Source organism: Paenibacillus sp. J22P165, from assembly GCF_059692015.1.
This window is the reverse complement of record NZ_JCAUAP010000002.1, coordinates 323,696-349,947: the sequence shown is the minus strand read 5'-3', so window position 1 is coordinate 349,947 and position 26,252 is coordinate 323,696. Positions and strand designations below refer to the sequence as shown.

The following is a 26,252-nucleotide window of genomic DNA, read 5'->3' as shown; positions in this document are numbered from 1 at the left end:
GTTTGGATGAACATGAGTGGAACAATTTCAATACAGCAAGCACTTGGTAAAGTCATTAGTGGCAGTCATTTGACACGGGAAGAATCACGTAGTGTCATGGCTGAGATTATGGATGGAGTAGCTTCACCTGCGCAAATTGGCAGCTTGTTGACGGCGCTTCGTATTAAAGGGGAAACCTTTGAAGAGATCACAGGATTTGCGGAGACAATGCGAAGCAAAGCTGTGCAGGTGAAGGTTCACCAAAGCGACCTCCTCGATACCTGTGGAACAGGTGGAGATGGTGCAGATACCTTCAATATATCAACAACAGCAGCGATCGTTGCAGCAGCAGGCGGAATTCGAGTGGCGAAGCATGGAAATAGAGCGATGTCGAGTAAAAGCGGGAGCGCTGATGTTCTAGAAGCACTGGGAGTCAAGATTACGCTTAGTGGTGAACAAGCGGCAAAGTGTCTAGACCGTACGGGTATTTGCTTTATGTTTGCGCAAGCGTACCATCAATCCATGAAGCATGTTGCGGCACCTCGTAGAGAGCTTGGTTTTCGAACAGTGTTCAATTTACTTGGCCCACTAACGAACCCAGCAGGCGCGGATCGTCAAGTGCTTGGTGTGTTCGACAGAACCAAGACGGAAATGCTGGCACAATCGTTGCAAGCTCTCGGCCTGAAGCGCGCGCTAGTTGTTGCTAGCGAAGATGGGTTGGATGAGTTCAGCATCTCCGCACCTACGAAGGTAACTGAGCTCAAATCAGATATCATCACAACGTATACCATAACGCCAGACGATTTGGGCCTTCGTTCACATAGTATCAAAGATGTAGCTGGCGGGGATGCTTCATTAAACGCAGAAATTATTCGTCATATATTTGCAGGTGAAAAAGGACCCTACCGAGACATCGTACTTGCCAATACTGCTGCATGCTTCTATGTAACTGGACTTGTAGGCACCATGCAGCAAGGTGTTAAAATGGCTGCAGATGTGATTGATTCGGGGCGCGCAGAGCAGAAATTGAATGATTTAATCCAATATACAGGAGAACTATGCCATGTTTCTTGATAAAATTGTAGCTACCAAGCGTGTAGAAGTGGAAGCAATGAGTGGATTTTCAATCGCTGAGGCAGAGAAGCTGATTGCTCAACTTCCCCCTTGCCTAGGCTTTGAGAAGGCGTTAACAACTAGAAAGAATCGCTCCATGGGGTTGATCGCCGAAGTGAAGAAGGCTTCTCCGTCCAAAGGATTAATTCGCGAGGATTTCGAACCTGTTGCGTTGGCCCAGTCTTATGAACGTGCTGGCGCAGATTGCATTTCGGTTTTGACGGATGTGTCTTACTTCCAAGGGAGTAATGACTATCTGCAAGCTGTGCGCAAAGCCGTGAATGTACCGTTACTGCGCAAAGATTTCACCATTGATCCAAAACAAATTTATGAAGCTAGATTACTTGGCGCAGATGCGATCCTTCTCATTGCTGCGATTCTTACAACAGAACAAATGAAGCAATATTTGAAGTTAGCCAAAGACCTTGGTCTGGATGCGTTAGTTGAAGTGCACGATCGTGAAGAATTGGAACGCGCACTAGAACTGGATACCCAACTCATAGGTATAAATAACCGAAATTTAAAAACCTTCGTAACCGATTTAGGAACAACTGAAGAGTTAATCAGCTATATGCCAAAAGGTAAAACTGTCGTAAGTGAAAGTGGCATCTCGACGGTTGGAGATATGGCATATGTGGAGCGTGTTGGCGCTCAAGCTGTGCTGATCGGCGAGCATTTCATGCGTCAACCAGTTGTCGAGCAAGCGGTCCATCAGTTGATGGGTGAACTGCTCAATAAGGCGTAGAAACAGGGAAGAAAGAGGCGAATTTGATGGGGGTTGGCACGATTCCGACGGTAAAAATTTGTGGACTTCAAAGCGTTGAAGTGTTAAAATCAATCGTACATTTGCCGATAGCACATATCGGCATTGTTTTTGCACCGAGCAAGCGACAGGTTACGCCAGAGAAAGCTGCCGAGCTGATTGCTTATTTGAAAACGGAAGAAGCGAAGGGGCAGACTGTGCCTCGTACAGTAGGCGTCTTTGTAAATCCGACGCAAGAGCAATTGATCGATATTTTAGCCGTAGCACCACTTGACATCGTTCAACTTCATAGCCAAGAAACCCCCGATTTCTGCGGGTGGGTGCGTGAACATTTCGGGGTCAGCGTATTTAAAACCGTCTCTATCTCGAAAGCAGAAGATCGAATTCCCTCCTCCGCGGAGGTAGCTGCTCAACTTGATCCGTATATCGGGAATGTCGATGCTATTTTATTAGATACCTTTGACCCCGTATATGGCGGTGGTTCCGGGAAGACCTTTGCCTGGGATTGTATTCCCGTTTATCAAGCGTGGGCAAGGGCTGCGGGTGTACAACTGCTGGTGGCAGGCGGACTTCGACATGATAATGTAGATCAATTAGTGCTTGCCTATGCTCCTGATGGCGTTGATGTATCGAGCAGCGTGGAGACAGATGGCGTGAAAGATATTGCGAAAATAACCGCGTTTGTGGAAAGGGTGACCCGTAAGTGACACAAGTACCTGATCAGCATGGTAGATTTGGCAAGTTCGGTGGCCGTTATGTGCCCGAGACATTAATGAATGCCTTACATGAGCTTGAAGAAGCTTATGCACGATATAAAGATGATCCTGAATTTATTGCGGAAGTTCGTTATTTGCAAAAGCAATACTCTGGGCGACCTACGCCGCTATATTATGCAGAACGTCTGACTGAGCTTCTTGGTGGAGCGAAAATTTATTTGAAACGTGAAGATTTAAATCATACAGGCGCACACAAAATTAATAACACCATTGGACAAGCGGTTCTCGCAAAGCGAATGGGCAAGAAGAAAATCATCGCAGAAACGGGAGCAGGTCAGCATGGTGTTGCTTCTGCTACCGTCGCGGCACTCATGGGTTTTGAGTGTAAAGTGTTCATGGGGGAAGAAGATACGAAGCGTCAACAATTGAATGTATTCCGTATGAAATTGTTAGGCTCGGAAGTTATTCCTGTGACTTCAGGAACGCGCACGTTAAAAGATGCTTGTAACGAAACGCTTCGTTACTGGGTTAGTAATGTGCAAGATACGTATTATATTCTTGGTTCGGTTACTGGACCTCACCCATATCCGATGATGGTTCGTGATTTTCAACGTATAATCGGGGATGAATCCCGTGAGCAAATTCTAGAAACAGAAGGCCGATTGCCAGATGCGGTCGTTGCCTGTGTTGGCGGAGGCAGTAATGCGATGGGGATTTTCTACCCATTCGTACAAGATGCTTCCGTGAAGTTGATTGGTGTTGAAGCAGCCGGTCGTGGCGTTAACACAGAGGAGCACGCAGCAACCATGACCAAGGGAACGCCAGGCGTGTTCCAAGGTTCACTCAGCTACTTGCTTCAGGATGAGTACGGTCAAGTGTTACCGGCGCATTCGATTTCAGCAGGTTTAGACTATCCAGGGATTGGACCAGAGCATGCTTATTTGAAAGACTCTGAGCGTGCTTCGTATTATCCAATCACGGATCAGGAAGCGCTTGATGCGCTGCAACTGCTGAGCCGCACAGAAGGTATTATTCCTGCACTAGAGAGCGCACATGCAATTGCCCATACATTGAAATTAGCACCTACGATGTCCAAGGATCAAATCATTATCGTAAGCTTGTCTGGACGCGGCGATAAAGACGTGGAATCCATTCTAAGTTATCTTGGCGAGGGGGAATAGGCGATGAACCGTATTGACAGTCGTTTTGCAGAACTCAAAGCGCGCGGTGAAACCGCATTGATGCCCTTTCTCACGATTGGCGACCCATCGATTGAGGCTTCCCTGGAACTTATTCTGGAAATGGAACGCGCAGGCGCGGATTTAATCGAGCTCGGTGTACCATACTCCGATCCGCTCGCGGATGGGCCAGTGATTCAGCGCTCCTCCGAGCGCGCGCTCAAACGTAAGATCTCCATATTTGATGTGATCGATGTGGCCAAACAAGCAAGAACCCGTGGTTCAGAGCTGCCATTCATCCTCTTTACGTACTATAATCCGGTTCTTCAGATCGGTTTGGATCGTATTTTCAAAGTGATGCAAGAGAATGAAATCAGTGGTATTATCATACCTGATCTACCATTAGAAGAAGATAGTGAGACTAGAGCTATTGCTGAGAAGTACGGCGTACATTTGATCCCATTAGTGGCACCAACATCCAATGAACGCGTGCAACGTATCGCAGCGAGTGCGCGTGGTTTCGTCTATTGTGTATCTTCACTAGGTGTAACCGGCGAGCGTGCTGAGTTCTTTGGAGGAATCGAAGACTTCCTAACAACGGTTAGGGAAGCTGCTTCGGTGCCCATTGTTGTGGGCTTCGGTATATCGTCACGTGAGCAAGTCGAACGCTTCGAGAAGCTTTGTGATGGCGTTGTGGTGGGGAGCGCAATTGTCCGTACAATTGAGAATGCTTTGCCGCACTTCGAAGTTGACGCTGCTCATCCGGAAGGTCTCAAGCAAATCGGCAGCTTTGTAGGTCAGTTAAAACGTTCGAACAACTAATTGATGAGGTGACTACACGACATGAAACCGAAACAAACCATTATACATTTGCCAGTCTATCAACCAGGTAAACCGATAGAGGAAGTCAAGCGTGAGCTTGGGTTAACTGAAGTCATCAAGCTTGCTTCTAATGAGAACCCATTTGGGTCTTCTCCACACGTCAAGGCTGCAATTGAAGCGGAAATCGCCAATATTAGCCTTTATCCAGATGGAGGTGCTGTACAGCTAACGGAAGCCGTAGCAGCATCATTAGGCGTTGAGAAGAATCAACTTATTTTTGGCGCAGGCTCCGATGAAGTCATCCTTATGCTAGCACGTGCTTTTCTAGTGCCTGGAGATGAGTCGGTTATGGCTTCTCACACATTCCCTCAATACAAACATAATTGTGAAATTGAAGGTGCGATTTCTATTGAAGTTCCGTTGAAAGAGGGTACGCACGATTTGGATGCCATGGCTGCGGCTATTACAGATCGTACGAAAATCGTTTGGATTTGTAATCCAAATAACCCAACAGGAACGATGAACACGGATGCCGAAATTAAAGCTTTCTTAGCCAAGGTTCCTGCACATACCATTGTTGTCCTTGATGAGGCTTATTGCGAGTACAACACAACAGGTGAGTTCCCAGATAGTATTGAGCTAATTAGTCAATACAAAAATGTTATTTCACTCAGAACCTTCTCGAAAATTTATGGTCTTGCTTCACTTCGTATTGGTTACGGTATTGGACATCCGGATGTCATTCGTTCAATTAACCAAGTACGTGAGCCATTTAACACGACACGTTTTGCACAAGCCGCTGCGCTCGCTGCGATCGAAGATCAAGATTTCATCGCGAGTTGTCGCGATGCGAATACAGCTGGTTTGCACTACTTAAAAGAGCAATTTGAAGTACTTGGACTACAATCATTCCCTGCACACGGTAACTTTATCATGGTCGATGTTTCACGACCTGCAGGAGACGTGTTCAATGGCTTAATGCGCCGCGGAATTATTGTTCGTGGTGGACATATGTTAGGTTTCCCAACTTCGCTGAGAGTCACAATTGGCTCTAGCGAGCAAAATGCAAAATTTATTGCGGCTCTAACGGAAGTTCTCTCAGAGGTTCCCGTTCAAGTCTAATTCAGAGGATAAAGGTTGATTCCTGTCATGACGAAAATTGCAATATTCGGAGTAGGGCTGATCGGCGGATCACTAGCCTTGTGTTACAAAGGAAAACCAGAATTTACCGTTGTAGGACATTCGCCTAATCCGAATTCGGTAGAAAAGCTGCTGAAACGAAATGTAGTTGATTATGCAACTACAGATATGGCTGAAGCGGTTGATGGGGCTGACTACATATTTCTCTGTGTTCCTGTAGGTAATCTGGAGGAATATGTGCAGAAGCTGATGAAGCTACCCCTGAAACAAGGCTGCATCATTACGGATGTAGGGAGCACCAAGGCTTCAATCACAGAAAGTGCGGCAGCCCACTTGAAGGAAGGCTATTTCTTTATTGGTGGTCATCCGATGGCAGGCTCTGAGCGGCATGGGGTGGAAGCTGCGTCATCGCACTTGTATGAGAATGCGTTCTACGTGTTGACACCAGCACTAGGGACACCACAAAGTGAAGTTGACCGACTATCTAGTCTACTCAGTTTAACAAAAGCTCAAATCGTGCAGGTTGACGCACGAGAACATGATGATATCGTGGGTGCGATTAGTCATTTGCCACATATCATCGCGGTGGCACTTGTCAATCAAGTTAGAGGATATAACGAGAGTAATCCCTTGTATCAGAACTTGGCAGCTGGAGGCTTCCGCGATATTACACGAATTGCATCCAGTGAGCCGACGATTTGGCGTGATATTCTAGTCAATAATCGTGCTGTTCTGCTTCGATTGCTCAAGGATTGGAAAGAGGAGATAGCTCGATTTGTTCAGCTTATTGAGCAGAGCGATGGCGAGGGGATTGCTGAGCAGTTTCGTATCGCGGGTGAATTCCGCAATACATTACCGGAACGTCGTAAGGGCATACTTACCTCTTTATTTGATATTTACGTTGACGTTCCTGACCATCCAGGAATTATTGGAGCCATTACTTCCTTGCTTGGAAATGCTCGAATCAATTTGAGCAACATTCAAATCATCGAAAGCCGGGAAGATGTACCTGGCATTCTTCGATTATCTTTCCGTAACCAAGAGGATGCGGATAGGGCTTCAGAATTGTTGGGCAAAGAATATGCCGTGCATGTGTAATACGTATCTCAATATTTCATACCTGGACTTCCTTTGCATTGGTTTCTGCCAATGTGAAGGGGGTCTTTTTATTATTTTGATTTACCGGATTCTCAGGCCAAAAGGCTCATGCTATAATGGGACTTATTATTCATATATATACTTTTTATTGTAATGGGGCGGTTGAAATGAAATATCGAATGATGGTAGTCAGTTTGTTGGCGGTAATGATCGTAATCCTTAACTTTTCACCCATTTTAGTAAGTGCCAAAGATGTGTATTATTCCAATGAGGTAGCCGTACTCGTATACCATCACATCGACGAGAATGAACAGAGCTCTGTCACCATTACGCCAAAGCTCTTCCAGCGGCAACTCGTATCGTTACAGCGGAAAGGTTTTCAGTTCATCACCCTAGACGAATTTAAGGACTTCAAGAGCAAAGGAAAAGCTGTCCCAGATAATGCCTTGCTCGTCACGTTTGATGATGGCTATGAAAGCTTCTATACGTATGCTTATCCCATTCTACAAAAGCTACATATTCCTGCCGTGAATTTCGTTATCACCAAAGATCTGGAAGATCCCAAAAGGCCTAAGTTAGCATCCCTATCCAAAGATGAGATTAGACTGATGCGCAGCGAAAATTCTTATATTGATTTTCAAGGGCACTCGGATGAGCTTCATGCGATGAAAGATGGGAAGCCCATGCTTTCTAATAAGGTTATGCACAATGGGACTCTTGAAACGGATGGGGAGTTTAAGATAAGGGTTGTACAAGATACGCGCAATTGTATTGCCAAACTTAAGGCATTACAGGCTTCGAAGGAAGTCGATGCCTACGCCTATCCATATGGCAGCTACGATGATACGACAATTTCCTACTTGCAAGAAGCGGGAGTACGCTATGCTTTTACAACGAAAGCAGGGATTGCTTCAGATTGGACAGATCCGATGCAAATTCCACGAATTAATGGAGGCAGTCCTTTTGTACGTCCGCATTCCATCAGTAACTTAATTAAGCAGGCGAAGAGAGAGCAATCTCAATTTGCAAGCTTGAAATGATCTGTAGTAAACGTTTTCAAAAAAGTGTTGACAGAATGAAACCGTATACATATAATAAAAGTACAGTATGGTTTCTCTCCACTCCTATCCGATAATCGCACCATAAGTGCAACCGCCGATTCGGCGGTTTTTTTTTGTCTATTTTTCTAAGGTCGTACATATGAAATGATAGAGGAGTAATCAGAGAGTCACACAACAAGTGAAATATGAACTTTATCCAACAATTTGTCGAATCTAGCAGGAATCTCGTGCTGAATCGAGAATAGGTAATAGGCTAATTGTTTGCCAATTTAGGTATTCACATATTTTTTACAATCCAACGCAACTTTTCACTCCAACTGAAGTAAAACATGTATGAACAGTTGGAGTGGTACCCGGAATCGCGAGGAGGGTCGCCACGTAATGACCGATTCCCAATTGATCAGAGAAATCAAGGATGGAAATGTACAGCTGTATAACGAGCTTATGCGTCGTTACGAGCGTAAAATCCTTGCCTTTATTTATCACATGCTCAAGAGTACGCAAATGGAAGCAATCGCCGAAGATTTGTGTAATGAAACTTTTTATAAAGCGTATCGCAGTTTGCATTCTTTCCGTGAGATTGAGGCATCTTTTTCTACGTGGTTATATACGATTGCCCGTAATACTGTATTGAGTGAGCTGCGCAAAAATAAAAGTGTCCAAGTGTCGTTGGAGCAAAGCGGGCTAACCCCTCATGCTTCTTTTGATGCGATGCCAGAGCAGGCGATGTTGCGAAATGAGAAGGTGTCCATGGTACGTGACGCGATCAATAGCTTGCCTGAAAAGCAAAGATCAGCATTGATTTTACGTGAATACGATCAGATGGATTATCAAGAAATTGCCAACATTTTGGGTCAAACTGTCAGCTCGGTGAAATCGCTTCTATTTAGAGCGAGAGCGTCCGTCAAATTGCATTTGGATCCTTATTTCAGTGAACCGATATTCGAAGAATCGAAGGGATGACAAGCGATGAAGTGTAGTGAGATCCAGGACTTATTTGGCGTCTATTGGGATTTACCGAATGATGACCTGCGTCGTAAGGCAGTGGATGTACATTTAGAAACATGTGACTCTTGTAAAGAGGAATTTCAAATATGGGAAGAAAGCATGATCCTTATCCGAACGGCAGCAACGGAAGAAGAGTTTACGGACTTTGAGCCTATCGTTTCCACGAAAGTGATGAGTCGTATTTATGAAGATGAATCATGGCGGATTCCTGTTTCAGAACGGATGTATTCGATTTCCTATAAATTAAGAAGAAATTTAACTGCGGTAATCGCATTTTGTCTCGCGCTATTTGTGTTTAGCTTTTTATTTGCAATTGTTTATGATGGTACACCCCAGTCAACAATGGCTTCCGCGGACAATTCACTTTATGATTTAGAAGCGCCGCAAGCCCTTAAATCAAGTGGGACAGAATCATTGAATGGACATAAGCTGGGGGATGCTGTAGCCAGTCTGAATCCAAGCTTTATGGAGCCATTACGCTTTCATGTAGGGCCCATTCACTCGTATCCACATTATTTGCTAGTTGTTTCACTGCTTGGGTTAGTATCTACCATTATTATTATGAATTGGTTATCACGAACAAAAACCTAGTGCTCCTTATGGAGCATTTTGCATTTCAAGAGCTGGAGGTAAAGAATGACGACAATCGGCTTCATACGACATGGCAGCACGGAATGGAATCGCTTAGGCAAGCTGCAGGGACAATTGGATACAGATTTAACAGAAGAAGGCAGGGAACAAGCTAGATTGCTTGGATTACGTTTAGCCAATGAAAGCTGGGATGGGATCATAAGCAGTGATCTTAAACGAGCAAATGAAACGGCACAAATCATCTCTTCCTTATCGGGTATTCCATTTATACGAACAGATATACGGTTGAGAGAGCGCAAATATGGACTTGTAGAAGGCACTACCGTCTCTGAGCGTGAAGAGCGCTGGGGAGCCGAATGGAAGCTTCAGGATCTAGGTCAAGAATCGGATAGCGAGCTATGGGCACGATGGATGGGGTTGGAGACGGAGATTTTGCGCGATTTCCCGAATAAGAAGGTGCTGCTCGTATCGCATGGTGGCTTCATTGTTCAAGTGCTTCGCGTTCTAAAGCTGAATCAAGAGGAATTTCTGCAAAATACGTCATTAACCCTTTTGTTGCGTCAGTCTGATCAATGGGAGCTTCAATTGTATAATTGTTTAACTCATTTGCAAACAACCTCGGAAGCGAGGGTATAAACGTAAACATGACTCAATTAGAGTCATGTTTTTTTGTTTTACACGGAATATTTTCGGGAAAAAATCCCATAATGGTTACTAGAAACATCGGAGTAGATAGCTCCGTTAGATAGGAGATGTAGGATGGAAATGAACCTAGCGGATATGCTTAGCTATGCCGATATCCATGATTTAGGCCGAATTGCACATACCTACGAGTGTGAGTGTAATGGTCATTCTAAGAATGAGTTGATTCAATCCATACTGAGTACGGCCATGCGCAAAGATATATTCGAAAAACACATTCAAAGTCTTAGTTCGGAACATATTCGATTCCTCAACTCCTTACTCTCCGATCCTCGCAATGCGTTTAGTATGGAGGAGCTTATCGCTAGAGCCCAACAGTCGCGATTTCAGAAGGAAGAGTCGTCAGAGGGTTGGAATCCAAGAGATATGATCCTGAACTTCAAGAAGCTAGGATGGCTGTTTAACGGGTACTCACAGCAAACGAAATACCTATTTCACGTTCCATCTGATTTAAAGCGAAGATTTAGTGATGTGTTGGCCAATCAATTCAAGCAAGCTTTGGTCAAAACAGAAGAACCAGAGGTTTATCGCGATGAGCAAGTACTTCTAGCCCATGACGTATTTCACTTCTTAACGGCCGTTGCACAGCAAGAGATGCCTTTAACTGCAGAAGGTTTTCTTTACAAAAGGCAGCTAGGGCAGATCATCACGCTATTATCTGTTCAAGAGAACATGGTACCAAAAGGGACTTGGCGGTTTGGTTATGGACGGATGTTTAAAGAATACCCGAATCGATTTTCACTTATCTATGATTATTGCTACTACCACGAATTCATAAGTGAACATGACTTGGTCCTTCGCCTGACAGACGCAGGCAAAGCTCGTTTAATGGAAGGAAAGAAAGAGTCGATAGCGGATATTTATTCGTTTTGGTTGAGACTTTACAAAACACCAATTCCAAATATCCAAAGCATCGCAGGTTGGATGGATCGACTCTGTGATCAGTGGGTGACGATGGCTTCCATTGTAGAGTTGCTTAGTCAATTGGTAAAACCATTTTACTATGATAGTTCAGCATCCATTGTTGAGCAGAGAATCATTCAAATGATGATGCATATGGGTCTGATCCGAATCGGGGAAGATCACAGTCACGGTGCGGTTATTCAAGTAACCAAGCTAGGTTCTAAAGTAATTCGAGGAATCAATATTGCTGATGATGACAAAGTGGTGCTTATTTAAACTAGGTATTAACACATTCATGTTCAAACGGGCTTTTGAATGAAGCGTAGTATTTGCGAGTGAATATGATGTGATAGGAGCATAACAACGGGTTGGCGTACACCAAAATGCAGACACATATTTTTGCGAAAAAGAAGCTCCTGACAAACCGCGGACAACATTTGGAGGTAGGTCTCATGGGAAAAATGAATGTATCTAACGATGCGCTGCTGGCACTTTTCGCGGAAATGATTTGGGATAATGCCTTACGCAAATATAGAGAAGAAAATCTTTATAAGGAGATTGATAGCGCCTTGGCTAAAGGAGATCAGACATCGTTTCTGGCGCTAACATCTGAATTAAGGATTTTACAATCACTAGGGTAATCATTAGCGCGAATGAATTAGTAAACACGAAGACATGAGGATTCCAATCCCATGTCTTTTTGTCTGTCGAATGATTGACAGTCATGAGATGACGGATTAAAGTACAAGTTGAGCTTATTCTACATAGCGATTGTTGTTTTGGTAAATGATAGGGAGGCGCTTCACTTTGAAGTTTAATGAGATTGCATCACAAGATTGGACGGAATTGAAACCTTACTTGGATACGTGTCTTCTGCCTGTAACCGGATTGACAGGAATGGAAGATCCGATGCAAGTGACGACAGCGTTGGAGAAGCTCCGAGATGTAATGGAAACGATTGAGATTCCTTACAAAGGCAGAGTAGTCACTTATCCAGCTCTCCATTACATAGCAGATATGGGAACAAATAACCAAGTGAATGACATCGTGCGACATTTGAAAAAATCCGGCTTTCGTTACATCATCATCGTAACCTTGCATGAGGAAGCAATGAATTGGAAATCAGATGAAACCGATTTGATGATTGTTGTCGATCAAGAGCAATGGGCCCAGCAAGCAGAGGCAATAAAATCAGGTATTTCCAAACATGTGCAGCAACTATGGTACCCTGCCTGAGTAACTTTGGTCGAGTCGTGTATTAATGGAAAAAAAATGTGCAAGATAAGGGTAGTAATGGATGAATGAGGCATGCAAAAAGTTGTGACAATTTCGTTAAAATTTGTCCAAAAGCGAAGATTTCAATCCAATAAAAGGAGTTATGAATTCTTGACGACCTAGTAGACGTAGGCTATTATTAGAAATGTCCTAGTTATGTAGTGTAATGTCGAACGACACGTGATAGAGGTAGCTGGTGTCCGAGAGGGTTCGGACTTCGGCCAATGTAGGAGGGTAGACCTGAGAATGAGTGATCATAACAATCACAATGAAGAACAGCATGGGAAGAAACCCGGGACCAAACGCGAAATGTCTCGTCGACAATTTCTTTCTTATACCCTTGGTGGCGCTGGTGGATTCATGGGAGCCGGGATTATCATACCGATGATTCGGTTTGCCGTTGATCCTGTCCTTCAGCCAAAAGCAGCATCGGACTGGGTTAAAGTTGTCGAAGAAAGTAAAATTACGAATGTTCCACAAGCGTTTACGTTCCAAGTCCATCAGGTAGATGGTTGGTATGAAAGTGAAGCTGAACTCGTAGCATGGATTTCCAAAGATAGTAAGGGTGCTCTCTTTGCGTTAAATCCAACGTGTAAGCACTTAGGTTGTACGGTCAACTGGAACGACAACCCTGCTTACAAAGATCAGTATTTCTGTCCTTGTCATGGTGCGCACTATACGCAAGACGGCAAGAACCTTGCTGTTGCGCCAAGTCCATTAGATGAGTACACAACAAAAGTAGAGAATGGTTTCGTGTATGTTGGACAACTGCATGCTAACACTAGAGTATAAGGGGGCGTCACGATCAGATGTTTAAAAACGTATACAACTGGATTGACGAACGTCTTGATATTACGCCTATGTGGAGAGATGTAGCGGATCACGAGGTACCAGAACACGTTAACCCTGCTCATCACTTTTCCGCATTCGTTTATTGTTTTGGCGGATTGACGTTTTTCATCACAGTCATTCAAATTTTGTCAGGTATGTTCTTAACTATGTATTACACACCTGATATTATCAATGCTTATGCAAGTGTTGATTACCTACAACATAAAGTAGCTTTCGGTGTTATCGTCAGAGGTATGCACCACTGGGGAGCTAGTTTAGTTATCGTAATGATGTTCTTACATACCCTGCGCGTGTTCTTCACAGGATCTTACAAAGCTCCACGTGAAATGAACTGGGTAGTAGGCATGCTCATTTTCTTCGTTATGTTAGGTCTTGGTTTTACGGGATACCTGCTTCCATGGGATAACAAAGCTTACTTTGCAACACAAGTAGGTATGAAAATTGCAGCATCGGTACCATTTGCTGGACCGTACATCGAAACATTGCTGCAAGGCGGAAGCATTGTTGGTGCACAAACACTGACACGATTCTTTGCTATTCATGTGTTCTTCCTGCCTGGCGTTCTGCTCGCTTTGCTTGCCGGACACTTCTTCATGATTCGCAAACAAGGTATTTCCGGACCGCTATAATTTAGGGAGGGGCGAATAGCGTGGCGCATGGTCATAAGTCTGATGAAAAAATCGTTTACGTTGGGGATTCCCGCGTAATTAAGAAAACGCAAGAACAACGACTCATTCCGAGAGATTACTCTGCTTACCCAGGTAAATCAGAAGCCTTCATTCCAAACTTCTTGTTGAAAGAGTGGATGGTTGGTGTCGTTGTCTTGGTCGGTATGCTAGTTCTAGTAATGTCCGACCCAGCTCCGTTAGGTTATCCTGCGGATCCTAAGAACACAGCATTTATTCCGATGCCTGACTGGTATTTCTTGTTCATGTATCAATTGCTGAAGTATCCATATACATCGGGTGATTATGTTGTTCTTGGAGCGGTTGTAGTACCAGGTTTACTATTTGGTGGTTTGTTGCTGGCTCCATTCTTGGATACGGGCAAAGAACGTCGTTTTTATAGAAGACCAATTGCTTCAAGCCTTATGATTCTATCTTTGGTCGCTTGTACATACCTTACGTACACGTCATGGGCTCATTACCAAGTTGAGCTTAAAGAGAAAAACATTATTCCAGAGCACATTAAGCGTGAAGAAGAAATGCACGCTAACAAAGGTGGAGCAGCTGGCGAAGGCGCGAAGAAAGAAACGAAAAAAGCAGCGGCAATCGTTGCTGCTGATGATCCAGGTGCTGCGATCTATGCCAAAGCAACTTGCTTAGCATGTCACGGAGCGCAGTTAAAAGGAATGCCAGCTTCAGGAGTACCTGCTTTACTAGGTACTGGCGATACGCATACGAAAGAAGATATCATGGGCATTATCAAAAATGGTAAAGGCAACATGCCTGCCATGTATAAGCCTAATATTGATAAAGGTTTGACGGATGCGGATATCGATAAACTTGCTGATTGGTTATCCAAACAAAAAACGCAATAACAATGAAACCTGATCGCGAAAGTGATCAGGTTTTTTTTGAAAAAATATAACAGTCTACGTTTCAATATTGATTTTTAAGGAGGAGCCTACATGTCTGTTTCCTACTTTTGGAGCAGGGACTTCTTACTTAGTAAGAAAATGCTATGGGTGCTTTTCATCAGTAATTTGTTAGGAACCATTTATGGCTATGAATGGTACTGGATACAAATGGTAGATACGATTGCCGAAAGTCCAGTCTGGTATGTGTTATTTGTACCGGATAGCCCTACAGCAAGCTTGTTTTTCACACTATCCGTTGGCTATTTGATCTGGGATCACGCTCGACCTAGAGCAACAACGAAGCTTTCTAAGGCCATACGCGGATTCATTGAAGCTTTCGGTCTCATCACTTCGTTTAAGTATGGGATTTGGGCAGTTACGATGATCTGGGCAGGAGCTTGGCAAGGAGCAGCCGTGGGCTGGGATGGATGGATGTTAACTGCTTCACATTTGGCAATGGCTGTGGAAGCGCTGTTATTTGTACGCTGGTTTTCGTTTCGCATGCCGGCTATTGTCCTTGTGGGAATCTGGACCTTTTGGAATGATTTCATGGATTATGAGCGAGGGGTCTTCCCGAGGTTACAGCGTGAGCTTCATCCTTATTTAGGTACAATTCAATTCTTCACAATATGTTTAAGTATCATTGGAATCTGGATTGCGATCACGTGTCTTATGGTAAGAGAGAAAAAAATGTTGAAAGCGAACACCTGATGGTCTAAAGTGGGACGAACCTCCATATGATGATGGTGAAGGAGGGGATGTCCCATGTTTTTCAATAGAGTGGTGAGAGGGATAGCGGCGACTTTCTTACTCGGACTTGTGCTGTGTATACTTGCAGCTTGTGGAGCAAGCAGCCGATCAGTCGGACAAGTTAGTAAACCCATTGACCCCGCACAAGTAGAGCGGATTACATTTCTGAATCAAATTGCTGAGGAAATGTATACGTTAACGATGTCGGGACAAATTCCAGAGGCAAGAAATAAGTTAATTCAACTATCCGATCAAATTCCGAAGATCTCATTTGAAGGAATTACGTCCATTGAGGGCTTGAACGCTTTGACGGAAACAGTCACAGAGGCAAAGCGCGTATATAATGCGGTCAATTACTCGCCGACAGACGGACAAGTAGCTGTAGCCAAAATTCGTCTTGCAACAGATGCACTCTCCCATAAGAACCAGCCAATGTGGCTGCAATATGATAAGGTGCTGCGAAATGATAGTCAGCTGTTAAGTCAGCAAGTGAAAGCCAATAAACAGCAGGAAGCGATCGCTGAATTCAGTAAACTCTCTCAGCATATAGCTATTATTCATCCCTCATTAATTATTAGTCGCGACGCTGGATCGGTAGAGAAGTTAGATTCGATAATTGTCTTCCTCCGAACCCAAGTAAACACGAAACCAATGCCGATAAAACAGATAGAAGGCGGCATTGTTCATCTGAATCAAGTGTTGGATGAACTATTTATGAAACATAAAGATGCTCTGGCCTACGTGCCCCTTACGGATCCGAAACAACCTATTATCTGGTCACTCAGTATAGGTGTCATTATAATAGGAGTGCTATCCTATGTTGGTTGGCAAATGTACCAGTCCGGCCGTCACATCGTACCTGTTAAGCAAACAAAGGAAAGCGAAAATAGATAATAAAAGTGGGTTAAGATTGCTCGGAGAGAGCTGCTTAACCCACTTTTTGTCATTCATTTGTAGTTTTTTTATTGTATGGTTTTGAATCCTTCACCAATGACTTCATGTACATCTCCAACAATGATAAAGGCCCGTGGATCTACGGCATGAATGAGCTCTCGCAGTTGCCTGGTTTCATGTCGGTATACCACACAATAAACCACTTCCTTGGTGTTGCCAGAATAGGCACCACGAGCTGGGAAGAGCGTTACACCACGATCTAATACTTTGGTAATGGACTCTGCTAAGACACTCGGCTGTTCCGTGATGATTGTAAATGCTTTCGCAGCATAAGCACCTTCGGATATGTAATCAATGAGTCGAGAAGTAACGAAGACGGCTACTAGGGAGTAGAGCACTTTTTCTTTTGGCAGATATAAGAAGGAAGAGCCAATCACGATAACATCGATAATGAGGATGACTTGTCCGACACTCCAACCTCTTTTTTTATGTCCGATACGAGCCAAAATATCAGAACCACCCGTTGTTCCTCCGAACCGGAAGACGAGCCCAAGTCCAGTTCCAAGCGTTATGCCTGCATAAAGGGTTGCTAGGAAATAATCTTGTGTAGTGTGAAAAGGGATTAACCAGCCCATATGGATCAGCCGCTCCATCACCCAAAGAAAGAGCGAAAGACAAATAACGCCGAAGATCGTATAAAGCATGGGACCTTTGCCGAAATTACGCCATCCTAAGTAAAATAAAGGGATATTAAAGAGGAGTGTAGAGATGGAAGGCGGAACATTTAACACATATTTGAGCAACAGCGATATCCCTGTTAATCCGCCTTCCATCAGTTCATTGGAAATGACAAAATAATGCAAACCAAACGCATAAATAGCGGTTCCAATCAGAATGCCTACCACATTAAGAAACTGATCAGCGAACCTTTCTTTGAAAATCATGTGAATTCCTCCATGCCTAAAATACATTCTGGTGTAACAAAAAATTTGTCAACTTTTCTCGTTTAGTTTAACATAAGGAGGATAACCTTTGTGAAGATGATGGAAAGAAGGATGCCAATGTCAGAACGTTCACTAAAAGACCTGCAACAAGAGGTTGATACTTATATTTCCCAGTTCAAAGAAGGATATTTCAGTCCACTCGCTATGCTGGCGAGAATGTCAGAAGAAGTGGGTGAATTAGCTCGTGAGGTGAATCATTCTTACGGTGAAAAACCGAAAAAGAGTACAGAAGCGGACAATTCAATTGAATTGGAGCTTGGTGATATTTTGTTCATCACGATCTGCTTTGCGAATTCACTTGGCATTGATCTGACCGAAGCGCATGACAAAATCATGCACAAGTTTAATACCCGCGATGCAGGGCGTTGGACTAAAATAAACACCGAAACGAATTGATCTTCATAAACTAAACCATCCCCACTAGTCGGGAAAACCGCTTATGGCAAAGGAGGATGGGCAGATGAATGGAGAAAATCAAATACAGAAAGCATACGAATCCATACTTGGGCATGATTTTGAAAAGGCCATTGAATGGTTTGAAAAAGCAATAGCTGAAGAACCAAACAATGCTGCCTATCACCACAAATTATCCATTACTTTCGCGAGAAGCAATAAACTCAGCAAAGCTGTGGAACATGCATCAAAGGCGATTGAACTAGAACCGACGAATGAGGCGTTTCGCTTCCATTTGCAAGTGTTAAATGCACGTGAGCTGGTTGAACAAGCCAGAAGACAGCTTACGAATCAGTCGGCGCATGCGGAACGTGCTATATTCCTGCTAAAAGAAGCGATTGTACTTGATCCGCTAGCCATTGAGGCGTATCTTATTCTAGGTGAAGCCTTCGCTATGCGCAAGGATTATACAAGAGCTTATCAAACCGTTATGGAGGCTGTTCGATTGGAGCCGCATCACGAGCTTGCGAAACAACATGCCGCGATTTATCAGATTAAAATGAAGTCTGAGCAGGGCCCGAAACAAAGATAAAGGAGATCATCATATTATGGAGCGTCCAATACGCGTAGCAGTCATCGGAGCAAGTGGAAGAATGGGGCGGGAGGTCGTCAAGACCGTACTGCGTGAATCCGATATGGAGTTAGTAGCAGGGGTAAGTCGTACCTCTGGCCCGATTGATCTTGGGAAAATGGTGGGCATGGAAGAATGCGGGATACTGATGGGGAACGATATTGAAAAAGTACTTATTGAATCCAAACCCGATGTGTTAGTTGATTTTACAGGACCGCAAACAGCGGTTTCACATACAAATCTTGCGATTCGCCTAGGGATTCGCCCCGTGATGGGAACGACGGGCTTCACCCCTCAGGCTATTGCTGACTTGGACATGCTATGTCGAGATAACAAAATAGGGGGATTAATTGCACCGAATTTCTCCATTGGGGCAATCCTAATGATGAGATTTGCTGCACAAGCCTCTAAATATTTTCCGCATCTTGAAATTATTGAATATCACGGTGATCAAAAACTAGATGCACCATCTGGTACAGCTGTTAAGACCGCTGAAATGATTTCAGAAGTGCGAGAAGAAATTAAGCAAGGGAATCCGAAAGAAGAAGAAACAATTGAAGGTTCACGCGGTGGGTATTACAATGGATTCAGAATACATAGTGTACGTTTGCCAGGTGTATTTGCCCAACAAGAAGTCATTATGGCTGAGCAAGGCCAAGCGCTCAAAATTCGACATGACTCTTACGATCGTGCTGCCTACATGCCAGGTGTAGCTATCGCGGTTCGTAAAGTGATGACATATACCGGAATGATTTATGGATTTGAGCATTTTATAGATTAGAGACCCCTAGGAGAGTGGAAGTCAGATGTTAAACATCGCGCTTATTGCCCATGATCGGAAAAAAGATGAGATGGTGAATTTCGTTACTGCTTATGAGCATGTTTTCGAGGGGCACAAACTATATGCAACAGGCACGACAGGTACACGCATTATGGCGAATACCAAATTAAGTATTCATCGATTTATGTCAGGTCCATTAGGCGGGGATCAGCAGATTGGTGCGATGGTGGCAGAAAATGAGATGGATTTCATCATTTTCTTGCGAGATCCACTAATGGCACAACCGCACGAGCCTGATATCATTGCTTTGCTTCGTTTGTGTGATGTGCAGGGGATTCCATGCGCAACCAACATTGCGACAGCAGAACTGCTAGTGAGAGCGTTAGACCGCGGAGATTTCGCGTGGAGAGAACTCGTACATAAATATAAGCCAGGTATTGAGTAATATGAGTGAACATGTTGATATTCTCATATTTGGTGCCCATGCAGATGATGCTGAGATTGGGATGGGTGCAACAATTGCGAAACATACAGAGCGTGGGCTTCGAGTTGGACTCTGCGAACTGACCTATGCCGAAATGTCTTCGAATGGTACGGTTGAAACGAGATTAGAAGAAGCAGCAGAAGCTGCCAAAATACTAGGCGTAGCAGCCCGTACAAATCTTGGTTTGCCGGATCGCGGTTTGTTCATCACTGCGCAGAACATTGAACGCATTACACAAGAAATTAGAAAGTTTCGTCCGCGGATCGTGTTCGCGCCATATTGGCAAGATCGTCATCCCGATCATATCGCGTGTTCCATGCTCGTACAGGAAGCTGTTTTTAATGCGAAGCTGCGTAAATATTTACCTGAAACAGAAGCAGTAAATGTGGAACAATTATTATTTTATTTTATTAATGATGTTTACGAAGCTAGTGCGATTGTAGATGTAACAGATACATATGATAAAAAAATGGACGCACTCCGTGCGTACCAGTCACAATTTGTAACGGGTGCGAATTCGGTTGTGACGCCACTCAATCAAGGTTATGTCGAGCGCGTTGAAGCTCGTGATCGACTTATGGGTCAGAGACGTCAATTGACGTACGCGGAAGGGTTCGTTTCCAAACTCCCCTTGGTGATAGAACATTTTGATTGATCGGAAAGAGGTGTGACAGATGAAAGACAAATTAAAAATTGGTATTACCTGTTATCCGACTTTGGGCGGTTCAGGAGTTGTTGCGACTGAATTAGGAAAGTTATTGGCTGAAAAAGGACACGAAGTTCACTTTATAACACATAGCATGCCTTTTCGTTTAGGCAAATTTCATAAAAATATTTTTTATCATGAAGTGGAAGTGAGTCAATATTACGTCTTCCGCTATCCGCCTTACGATCTTTCACTTGCCAGTAAATTAGCTCAGGTTGCCAAAATGGAGGAGCTTGATTTACTGCATGTGCATTATGCGATTCCGCATGCTGTATGTGCGTTGCTAGCAAAGCAAATGGTTGGTTCGAATCTCAAGGTTGTTACAACGCTCCACGGCACAGATATAACGGTATTGGGGCAGGATCAATCGATATCAGATCTTATTCGCTATGCCATTAATGAAAGTGATGCCGTAACGGCTGTTTCCAAAGATCTGATCAAAGAAACACGAGAATTGCTAGCCATCGATCGTGATATTGATTTGACGTATAACTTTGTAGATAAACGGGTGTATTACCCGCGAGATATATCGAAGCTAAGAGGCGAGTTCGCGCGACCAGATGAAAAAATACTGATTCATATTTCCAATTTCAGACCTGTGAAACGCGTGCAGGATGTGGTGGACATTTTTGCCAAGGTTAGTAAGGAAGTACCGTCTCGACTTTTATTTGTTGGGGAAGGTCCGGATCTTTCGAAAATGATATCGAAGGTGAAGGAGCTTGGGCTATCAGATAAAGTAACCTTCTGCGGTAAACAGGATGACGTCGCTCAAGTTATTTCTCTTGCAGACGTGATGCTGCTTCCTTCTGAGAAAGAAAGTTTCGGTCTGGTTGCACTAGAAGCAATGGCTTGTGCTGTGCCAACCATTGGATCCAATGCGGGTGGTATACCCGAGTTGATTACACATGGTGAAACTGGATTTTTGGCGGAAGTCGGAGATACGGACCAAATGGCTACATACGCGATTAATTTGCTGAAAAATCAAGTGATGTACGAACAAATGGCGCAAAATTGTTTGAATCGTGCGCGTTATACGTTTTGTAACGATATTACTACGGTCCAATATGAAGAAATTTATTATCGTGTGCTAGGGAGAGAACTCCCTGAATCACACCGTATTTCAGCATCTTCTTGTCAGTAAGGATGCGAATCGGATAGGAGAATGAAGTTGGAAGTTCGTAAGGGATTGCATGATCCAGGAGCTGCAGAGGTATTGTCGACACTGGTGGAAGCTGGATTTGAGGCTTATTTGGTCGGTGGTTGTGTGCGAGATGCAGTTCTTGGAAGGCCAATAAAAGATATTGATATCGCAACTTCTGCGCTTCCAAATCAGGTTATTGAGCTTTTTCAACGTACAGTTCCGACGGGTCTTCAACATGGGACAGTTACTGTACTAATCGCGCAGGAAACCTATGAGGTAACGACCTTTCGTAAAGAAGCTGCGTACGAGGGCTTTCGTCGACCCGCCTCTGTCGCATTTATTTCAGATTTAACCGAGGATTTACAACGAAGGGATTTCACGATGAACGCGATGGCCATGGATCGGGCTGGCGTTCTGCAGGATCCTTTTGGCGGCCAAGGGGATCTGGCCGCGGGTATCCTCCGATGCGTAGGCGTACCGGAGGAACGATTCGGCGAAGATGCGTTGCGCATGCTTCGCTGTATTCGTTTCGCCTCGAGCTACGATCTAGAGATCGAGGAAAGCACTTGGCAAGCGCTGCTGGCGAAAGCACCGTTACTGCGTCATATTGCGATGGAACGCGTCCGCAGCGAGCTGCAGCGCATGGTTGAAGGCCCAGCCCCTGCGAGGGCTGTGCGGCTATTGCTGGCGAGCGGCCTGCTGGCCTACCTCAAAAAGCAGCTTCCGCTGCCTTTTGAGGCTTGGCTCGCCTGGGACGACGCGCTGGACGTTGTCAGCGCGCTGGAGGCGCAGCATGACCGCTGGGCCATGCTGCTGATGCTCCTGGAGGTGCCAGCGGACATTGTCCGCGAGGCGCTCCAGGAGCTGACCTTCTCCCGCGCCGACGCCGCTGCGGTCGCGGGCGTGCTTGCGCTGCGCGACGCTGTCGCCGCGCAGATGGTTGCCGAGGACCCGGCTCCGCTGGAGCGGGTCTGGAAGCTTGGCGCGGTGCGCCGCGGCGAAGCCGCAGCCCGCGCGTTCTTGCGGCTGCTGCGCGAGCTGCCGCAGGTGGATGGGAAGCGCGGCCAATTGGCGCGCTTCTTGGCTGAGACGGCGCCGGAGCTGCTGCGGCGCGGAGAGGCTTGGCTGAAGGAGGTCCCCTGCTTCAGCCTGAAGGAACTCGCCATATCCGGCCAGGATGTGGCGGCAGCACTTGAGAAGCAGCCGGGCCCATGGATGGGCGTGCTGCTGCAGGATCTGCTCGAGCGAGCGGCTCTCGGGGAAATCCCGAATGAGCGCGAAGCTCTGATTTACGCCGCGCAGGCTGCGAAGTAGCAGCGCTGTGCGGTTTTTCTTTTTGAATGGCGACGACGATGGGATGGGAGCCATTCTACGCATTGTTGAAATCGAATAACTGTAAGAACTACATTTAATTTTCATGTATTTAACTTGAAATTGCATTTAACTGTAAAACATCCAGCTAATGAATACCTATGATGTGAAAAAGGCAGAATTCATCGAAAATAGCTACATAAAATCCAGTTATTTACGATTTTGGTGGTTTTTCATTCATTCAAAATAACTACATAAAATCCAGTTATTTGAAAAATGGTTCGTGAGGTAGTCAGTTAAGCCAGAGGTATCTTGTACGCTGAATTAGCTAATAAATTGAATTAGAAATCAAGCGCAACCCTGCGCTACTATAGATCAAACTATAAGATTGCGAGTGAATTCGTATGAATGAACGAATTTTAGAGCTTTTTGAGGAAGCTCCTGAGACGTATGTATCCGGAGCGGAGATCAGTCGACGGCTGGGTGTGAGCCGAACGGCCATTTGGAAGCATATCGAAGAACTGCGTGAGGAGGGGTATGCGTTCGAAGCGGCCCCACGCAAAGGGTATCGTCTGCTGAGTAAGCCGGCAAAGTGGCGGGTTAGCGAGTTATTGAACGGGATGAAGACAAAGGTACTTGGTCAGAAAGTACATATTTACGATGAAGTCGACTCGACCCAGACGATTGCACATCAGCTCGTCGCCTCAGGGGCGGCTGAGGGCACGATTGTGCTTGCGGAAAGGCAGACGGCAGGAAGAGGTCGAATGGGGCGCAGCTGGCATTCTCCTTCGGGTAAGGGGATCTGGATGAGTCTTATTTTGACCCCGCGTATTCCTGTGTACTTCATGCCTCAGTTAACTTTACTTAGTGCGGTTGCCCTTTGTCGGGCCATTCAAAAAGTATGTCACGTGGAGATCGGCATCAAATGGCCGAATGATCTTCTGATTAAAGGGAAGAAGGTCAGTGGTATTTTGCTGGAAAGCAGCGGTGAGGATGAACGTTTGAAATATGTCATCGCAGGTATTGGCATCAGTGTGAATTTGTCTGTAGAGGATTATCCGGAAGCACTTCGTTCGATTGCAACTTCTTTAGCGATTGAATCCGGTAGCGAGGTTTCACGCGAGGGCTTAGTACAAGCTTTCCTTTTGGAATTTGAAGAGATGTATGCTCTTTATTTGGAGAAGGGCTTTGCCCCCATCCGTCTGCTGTGGGAAGCTCTAAGTGTCACATTGAAGAGACCAATCCGGACATCAACGCCATCTGGCTTTATTGAAGGTATCGCAGATTCCTTGGATGATACGGGAGCTTTGACCGTTATTACTGCCTCAGGTGAGCGGATTAAAATTTACTCTGGTGACATTGAACTAAAGTAGTGGGAGATAAAGGGTATCCTCCAGGAGCAAGCTTTGGTATAATAGAAGCATAAGGCGGTATCCTTATAGGAACTGCACTTGTAAGTTGGGTGTCAATCTCGACAACGAAATAACGTTTGAAACAAGATGTTGGATTCTGCTCTGAGCCTTATTGGACCGAGACAGAGGGATCATTGATTCTTTCTGCATGCGTTCCTTTTAGCTCTTAGCTAAAAGGTTTTTTATTTTATATGAGGAAGCTGGGATGACTGTGGAACAACGTAAGGCGCTAACGACAGCAAAGATGAGAAAAATGAAGCAGGACGGCGTACCGATTACGATGGTGACGGCTTATGATTATCCCTCCGCACGTTTATCAGAGGAAGCTGGTATTGATGTCATTCTAGTAGGTGATTCTCTGGGGAATGTCGTGCTAGGCTATGATTCTACGTTGCCTGTTACCTTGGATGACATGGTCTATCATACGCGAGCAGCTGTACGCGGCGCCGCGAATACGTTTGTCGTCGCGGATATGCCATTCTTAACGTACCATGGCAGCTTGGACGCAACGTTGCAAGGTGTCGGGCGTTTAATGCGTGAAGGTGGCGCTAAGGCGGTTAAATTGGAAGGCGGGGCTGAAATAGCGGCTACGGTGAAGGCCATTACAGAAGCAGGTGTGCCTGTGGTTGGCCATTTGGGATTAACACCGCAGTCGGTTCACCAATTGGGCGGCTTCCGTGTTCAAGGTCGCAGCTCAGAGCAAGCAAAGAAGCTTCTGAGTGATGCTAAAGCGATCGAGGAAGCTGGAGCATTTGCGGTCGTTTTGGAGCTCGTAACCGATGAATTGGCCGCGTGGATCACGAAGCAGCTATCGATCCCTACAATCGGAATTGGATCTGGTGTACATTGCGACGGGCAAGTTCTGGTGTACCACGATTTGTTGCAGTATGGTTCTGACAGTACTCCCAGAAAGTTTGTAAAAGCTTATGCAAATGTAGGGGAAACTATCCGTACGGGTATTGGTGAATATGTGAAAGAAGTGAAGGCGCGGACGTTCCCGGCGCAAGAAAATACATTTCATATGGACAATGATGTTGTTCAATATCTATACGGCGATAAGGAGTGATTGGCGATGGAAGCGATCCATACCATGGAAGTTGTTCAGACAATTGCCGATTTGCGAGCTCGAATAAAGGCATATCGACGGAAGAACGATCAATCGGTCGGGTTCGTGCCGACGATGGGCTTTCTACATGAGGGTCACGCTAGCTTGCTGAACAAGGCACGTTCACAAAGTGGTTTGGTGGTATTAAGCATTTTTGTGAATCCGCTGCAGTTTGGTCCTGGTGAAGACTTTGAACGTTATCCGCGCAATGCAGAGAAAGACTTGGCTGTAGCCGAGGCAGCGGGCGTGGACATTGTTTTCATGCCATCCGTAGAGGAGATGTACCCTACACCGATACGAACGAATGTCAGTGTAGCGGAAGTGACCACTAGGCTATGTGGGGCTTCACGGCCAGGCCATTTTGATGGTGTAGCTACGGTTGTAAGTAAGCTGTTTCATATGGTTCAGCCGGATCAAGCTTTCTTTGGGCTAAAAGATGCCCAACAAGTTGCGGTCATTGAGCAGATGGTGCGGGATTTGAATATTCCGGTAGAAATCGTACCTTGCCCAACCCTTCGTGAAAAGGATGGCTTGGCGATGAGCTCCCGTAATGTGTATTTATCTCAGGATGAGCGTCAACAAGCGCTAGTATTGTCGCAGTCCCTGCAGAAAGCGAAGGCGTTCATCGAAAGCCAGCCACTGGATTCTTTTACCTCACAAGAAATAGAAAGTCTTGTCCGTGCACATATACAAACGGCGCCATTAGCCGTTATTGACTACGCTGAAGTACTGTCTTACCCAACTTTAGAGCCTTTTGAACATAGCCATTCTATTTCTACTCTTATTATTGCTCTGGCTGTAAAGTTCGGGAAAACACGTTTAATTGATAATCTTATTCTACAAGTCAGGAAGTGACGTCT

30 protein-coding genes are annotated in these 26,252 nt (G+C 45.0%); 29 read left to right on the top strand and 1 reads right to left on the bottom strand.

Annotated elements, in window-relative coordinates; translation table 11 throughout:
* Nucleotides 1–12: 12 nt before the first annotated feature.
* The 19 genes from trpD (at nt 13) to AC58QM_RS05555 (ending at nt 16,424) form a co-directional block, all read left to right on the top strand.
* Nucleotides 13–1,053, top strand: coding sequence for an anthranilate phosphoribosyltransferase (trpD, locus tag AC58QM_RS05645; RefSeq protein WP_497282112.1), 1,041 nt, complete (start codon nt 13–15; stop codon nt 1,051–1,053).
* Nucleotides 1,043–1,837 carry an indole-3-glycerol phosphate synthase TrpC gene (trpC, locus tag AC58QM_RS05640; RefSeq protein ID WP_497282110.1) on the top strand — a complete coding sequence of 265 codons (795 nt, stop codon included), beginning with the start codon at nt 1,043–1,045 and terminating at the stop codon, nt 1,835–1,837. Before trpD ends, trpC begins: the two co-directional genes overlap by 11 nt.
* A gap of 26 nt (nt 1,838–1,863) precedes the next feature.
* A complete protein-coding gene (locus tag AC58QM_RS05635; RefSeq protein WP_497282109.1) occupies nt 1,864–2,562 on the top strand; it encodes a phosphoribosylanthranilate isomerase in 699 nt (232 codons plus the stop codon).
* Nucleotides 2,559–3,752, top strand: coding sequence for a tryptophan synthase subunit beta (trpB, locus tag AC58QM_RS05630; RefSeq protein ID WP_497282107.1), 1,194 nt, complete (start codon nt 2,559–2,561; stop codon nt 3,750–3,752). Before AC58QM_RS05635 ends, trpB begins: the two co-directional genes overlap by 4 nt.
* Nucleotides 3,753–3,755: 3 nt before the next feature.
* Nucleotides 3,756–4,571 (top strand): tryptophan synthase subunit alpha, encoded by an 816-nt coding sequence (trpA, locus tag AC58QM_RS05625; RefSeq protein WP_497282105.1) that lies wholly within the window; start codon nt 3,756–3,758, stop codon nt 4,569–4,571.
* 21 nt (nt 4,572–4,592) lie between these two features.
* A complete protein-coding gene (gene hisC, locus AC58QM_RS05620; RefSeq protein WP_497282103.1) occupies nt 4,593–5,693 on the top strand; it encodes a histidinol-phosphate transaminase in 1,101 nt (366 codons plus the stop codon).
* Nucleotides 5,694–5,720: 27 nt separating this feature from the next.
* Entirely contained in the window at nt 5,721–6,809 is a 1,089-nt protein-coding gene (locus AC58QM_RS05615) for a prephenate dehydrogenase (RefSeq protein WP_497282102.1), read from the top strand.
* 167 nt (nt 6,810–6,976) lie between these two features.
* The gene (locus AC58QM_RS05610) at nt 6,977–7,849 is read left to right on the top strand and encodes a polysaccharide deacetylase family protein (protein ID WP_497282100.1); all 873 of its coding nucleotides are present in this window, start codon (nt 6,977–6,979) and stop codon (nt 7,847–7,849) included.
* Nucleotides 7,850–8,251: 402 nt separating this feature from the next.
* Nucleotides 8,252–8,833 carry an RNA polymerase sigma factor gene (locus AC58QM_RS05605; protein ID WP_310223509.1) on the top strand — a complete coding sequence of 194 codons (582 nt, stop codon included), beginning with the start codon at nt 8,252–8,254 and terminating at the stop codon, nt 8,831–8,833.
* Between the two features lie 6 nt (nt 8,834–8,839).
* On the top strand, nt 8,840–9,469 hold the full coding sequence (locus AC58QM_RS05600; protein ID WP_497282098.1) for an anti-sigma factor family protein: 630 nt from the start codon (nt 8,840–8,842) through the stop codon (nt 9,467–9,469).
* Between the two features lie 45 nt (nt 9,470–9,514).
* A complete protein-coding gene (locus AC58QM_RS05595; RefSeq protein ID WP_497282096.1) occupies nt 9,515–10,105 on the top strand; it encodes a histidine phosphatase family protein in 591 nt (196 codons plus the stop codon).
* Between the two features lie 123 nt (nt 10,106–10,228).
* Nucleotides 10,229–11,350, top strand: a complete 1,122-nt coding sequence (locus tag AC58QM_RS05590; RefSeq protein ID WP_497282094.1) for a hypothetical protein — start codon at nt 10,229–10,231, stop codon at nt 11,348–11,350.
* A gap of 176 nt (nt 11,351–11,526) precedes the next feature.
* Entirely contained in the window at nt 11,527–11,715 is a 189-nt protein-coding gene (locus AC58QM_RS05585; protein WP_056616951.1) for an IDEAL domain-containing protein, read from the top strand.
* Between the two features lie 166 nt (nt 11,716–11,881).
* Complete coding sequence (locus AC58QM_RS05580; protein ID WP_497282093.1) at nt 11,882–12,310, top strand: DUF2487 family protein; 429 nt, start codon at nt 11,882–11,884, stop codon at nt 12,308–12,310.
* Nucleotides 12,311–12,595: 285 nt separating this feature from the next.
* Nucleotides 12,596–13,141 carry a Rieske (2Fe-2S) protein gene (locus tag AC58QM_RS05575; RefSeq protein ID WP_057312009.1) on the top strand — a complete coding sequence of 182 codons (546 nt, stop codon included), beginning with the start codon at nt 12,596–12,598 and terminating at the stop codon, nt 13,139–13,141.
* 17 nt (nt 13,142–13,158) lie between these two features.
* Nucleotides 13,159–13,830 (top strand): menaquinol-cytochrome c reductase cytochrome b subunit, encoded by a 672-nt coding sequence (gene qcrB, locus AC58QM_RS05570; RefSeq protein ID WP_028554311.1) that lies wholly within the window; start codon nt 13,159–13,161, stop codon nt 13,828–13,830.
* Nucleotides 13,831–13,850: 20 nt separating this feature from the next.
* Entirely contained in the window at nt 13,851–14,741 is an 891-nt protein-coding gene (locus tag AC58QM_RS05565; RefSeq protein ID WP_497282092.1) for a c-type cytochrome, read from the top strand.
* Nucleotides 14,742–14,831: 90 nt separating this feature from the next.
* A complete protein-coding gene (locus AC58QM_RS05560) occupies nt 14,832–15,491 on the top strand; it encodes a DUF1405 domain-containing protein (RefSeq protein WP_497282091.1) in 660 nt (219 codons plus the stop codon).
* Nucleotides 15,492–15,545: 54 nt separating this feature from the next.
* Nucleotides 15,546–16,424 (top strand): sporulation protein YpjB, encoded by an 879-nt coding sequence (locus tag AC58QM_RS05555; RefSeq protein ID WP_497282089.1) that lies wholly within the window; start codon nt 15,546–15,548, stop codon nt 16,422–16,424.
* Between the two features lie 68 nt (nt 16,425–16,492).
* Here AC58QM_RS05555 and AC58QM_RS05550 read toward each other — a convergent pair whose 3' ends face one another.
* Entirely contained in the window at nt 16,493–17,368 is an 876-nt protein-coding gene (locus tag AC58QM_RS05550) for a YitT family protein (RefSeq protein ID WP_497282088.1), read from the bottom strand.
* A 117-nt stretch (nt 17,369–17,485) separates the two neighbouring features.
* On the opposite strand from AC58QM_RS05550, the gene AC58QM_RS05545 reads away from it, so the two are divergent.
* The 10 genes from AC58QM_RS05545 to panC all read left to right on the top strand — a co-directional run bounded on the left by AC58QM_RS05545 (nt 17,486) and on the right by panC (nt 26,247).
* Nucleotides 17,486–17,824 (top strand): nucleotide pyrophosphohydrolase, encoded by a 339-nt coding sequence (locus tag AC58QM_RS05545; protein WP_497282771.1) that lies wholly within the window; start codon nt 17,486–17,488, stop codon nt 17,822–17,824.
* 64 nt (nt 17,825–17,888) lie between these two features.
* A complete protein-coding gene (locus AC58QM_RS05540) occupies nt 17,889–18,413 on the top strand; it encodes a tetratricopeptide repeat protein (protein WP_497282087.1) in 525 nt (174 codons plus the stop codon).
* 16 nt (nt 18,414–18,429) lie between these two features.
* Nucleotides 18,430–19,233 (top strand): 4-hydroxy-tetrahydrodipicolinate reductase, encoded by an 804-nt coding sequence (gene dapB, locus AC58QM_RS05535; RefSeq protein WP_497282086.1) that lies wholly within the window; start codon nt 18,430–18,432, stop codon nt 19,231–19,233.
* A 25-nt stretch (nt 19,234–19,258) separates the two neighbouring features.
* Nucleotides 19,259–19,678, top strand: a complete 420-nt coding sequence (locus tag AC58QM_RS05530) for a methylglyoxal synthase (protein ID WP_310223535.1) — start codon at nt 19,259–19,261, stop codon at nt 19,676–19,678.
* Nucleotide 19,679: 1 nt separating this feature from the next.
* Nucleotides 19,680–20,372, top strand: a complete 693-nt coding sequence (gene bshB1 / locus AC58QM_RS05525; protein WP_497282085.1) for a bacillithiol biosynthesis deacetylase BshB1 — start codon at nt 19,680–19,682, stop codon at nt 20,370–20,372.
* Nucleotides 20,373–20,391: 19 nt separating this feature from the next.
* Nucleotides 20,392–21,564, top strand: coding sequence for an N-acetyl-alpha-D-glucosaminyl L-malate synthase BshA (gene bshA, locus AC58QM_RS05520; protein WP_497282083.1), 1,173 nt, complete (start codon nt 20,392–20,394; stop codon nt 21,562–21,564).
* Between the two features lie 27 nt (nt 21,565–21,591).
* Nucleotides 21,592–22,878, top strand: a complete 1,287-nt coding sequence (locus AC58QM_RS05515; protein WP_497282082.1) for a CCA tRNA nucleotidyltransferase — start codon at nt 21,592–21,594, stop codon at nt 22,876–22,878.
* A gap of 395 nt (nt 22,879–23,273) precedes the next feature.
* The gene (locus AC58QM_RS05510; protein ID WP_497282769.1) at nt 23,274–24,248 is read left to right on the top strand and encodes a biotin--[acetyl-CoA-carboxylase] ligase; all 975 of its coding nucleotides are present in this window, start codon (nt 23,274–23,276) and stop codon (nt 24,246–24,248) included.
* A 244-nt stretch (nt 24,249–24,492) separates the two neighbouring features.
* Entirely contained in the window at nt 24,493–25,353 is an 861-nt protein-coding gene (panB, locus tag AC58QM_RS05505; RefSeq protein ID WP_497282080.1) for a 3-methyl-2-oxobutanoate hydroxymethyltransferase, read from the top strand.
* 24 nt (nt 25,354–25,377) lie between these two features.
* Entirely contained in the window at nt 25,378–26,247 is an 870-nt protein-coding gene (gene panC / locus AC58QM_RS05500; RefSeq protein WP_497282767.1) for a pantoate--beta-alanine ligase, read from the top strand.
* The last annotated feature ends 5 nt before the right edge of the window (nt 26,248–26,252 follow it).